This window comes from Megamonas sp. Calf98-2 (assembly GCF_900110235.1).
GTDB classification, from domain to species: domain Bacteria; phylum Bacillota; class Negativicutes; order Selenomonadales; family Selenomonadaceae; genus Megamonas; species Megamonas funiformis.
The window spans coordinates 1-1,493 of the sequence record NZ_FOCY01000067.1 but is presented as its reverse complement, the minus strand read 5'-3'; the positions used below and the strand labels follow the sequence as shown (position 1 = coordinate 1,493).

At 25.0% G+C, this 1,493-nt stretch carries 2 protein-coding genes; both read left to right on the top strand.

What is annotated here, in order from left to right:
• The first annotated feature begins 333 nt into the window (after positions 1 to 333).
• Positions 334 to 597 carry a CD3324 family protein gene (locus tag BMX03_RS11030; RefSeq protein ID WP_091695437.1) on the top strand — a complete coding sequence of 88 codons (264 nt, stop codon included), beginning with the start codon at positions 334 to 336 and terminating at the stop codon, positions 595 to 597.
• 153 nt (positions 598 to 750) lie between these two features.
• A complete protein-coding gene (locus BMX03_RS11025) occupies positions 751 to 1,374 on the top strand; it encodes a CatB-related O-acetyltransferase (RefSeq protein ID WP_091695434.1) in 624 nt (207 codons plus the stop codon).
• Positions 1,375 to 1,493: the final 119 nt, after the last annotated feature.

Genomic DNA, 1,493 nt, shown 5'->3' with positions numbered 1-1,493 from the left:
GAACACAGTAGTTAAGCATTTAGAGGCCGAAAGTACTTGCATGGAGACGTGCTGGGAGGATAGGAAGTTGCCAGTTAAGAAAAAAGCACTGAATACTTCAGTGCTTTTTTCTTTATATTTAGGATTTATATATGATATTATAAAAGTATAGAAACATTTTATTAAAAGATGTTTTTATACTTTTTTTATTTTATAGATAAAGGGAGTTGCTATTTATGAAAAATAATCAAAATTTACTCCATACAAAGCTGATTATTTGTGACTATTGTATGGAGTAATAAAGTCACAATATATTGGCTTTGTTTCTTGATATATTATCAAGGGGGAGCCATAATGAAATATATTAATGCAAATGTGATATTACCAGAAAAACTAATAGAAGAAATACAAAAATATATTCAAGGTAAATATATTTATATTCCTATAAAAAAAGAAAATTATAAATCTTGGGGAGCAATTTCTGGAATAAAACAAGAATATAAAAATAGAAATAAAAAAATAAAAGATGATTATAAGCAAGGTATTTCTATAGAAAATTTAGCGCAAAAATATTATTTATCTGTAGATACGATTAGAAAAATTTTATATACAAAATAAAAATAGAAGGTTCAGTTTAATAAATAAGCTGAGCCTTTTATTTTTAGTAAGATTAATTCTGTATTATTCATGGTGTAGAATAAATAATTTCACTAGCATATTATGGATATATGAAAGCTATTTAAATATATTGATTTAAAGGAGTTTATATTTATGAGTTTAAATGATATATATCCTAGAAAAGATGATAAAACTACAATTTATTTAAAAAATGTGATAACAAAACAAGATATTATTGTAGGAGATTATACTATATATAATGATTTTGAAAGAAATCCTGAAGCTTTTGAGAAAAATAATGTTTTATATCACTACCCTATAAATAATGAAAAATTAATCATAGGAAAATTTTGTTCTATAGCTTGTGGCGCTAAATTTTTATTTAACAGCGCTAATCATACATTAAAATCACTTTCTACATATCCTTTTGCACTTTTATTTGATGAATGGAATATGAATAAAAAAGATGTAGCATCTGGTTGGGATAATAAAGGAGATATTGTAATAGGTAATGATGTATGGATTGGTTACAAGGCAATAATTTTGGCAGGCGTGGAAATTGGTGATGGTGCAATTATTGGTACAAGAGCATTAGTAACAAAAGATGTTCCTGCTTATAGTATAGTTGGAGGTGTTCCAGCAAAAATTATAAGAAAAAGATTTTCTGAAGATATTATTAATGAATTGGAAATTTTAAAATGGTGGGATTGGCCTAAGCAAAAAATAGCTCAAAACATAATATCTATACAGTCTGGAGATATAAGTAAAATAAAATGAAATATTTTTATAAAAAAGTGTTGACAAAGACATAAAAAGCATATATAATAATTATCACGCTAATGAATGGCGTAACTCAAAAGAAGAAAATTGTTAAAAACAAAAAATAAATTAAAAAA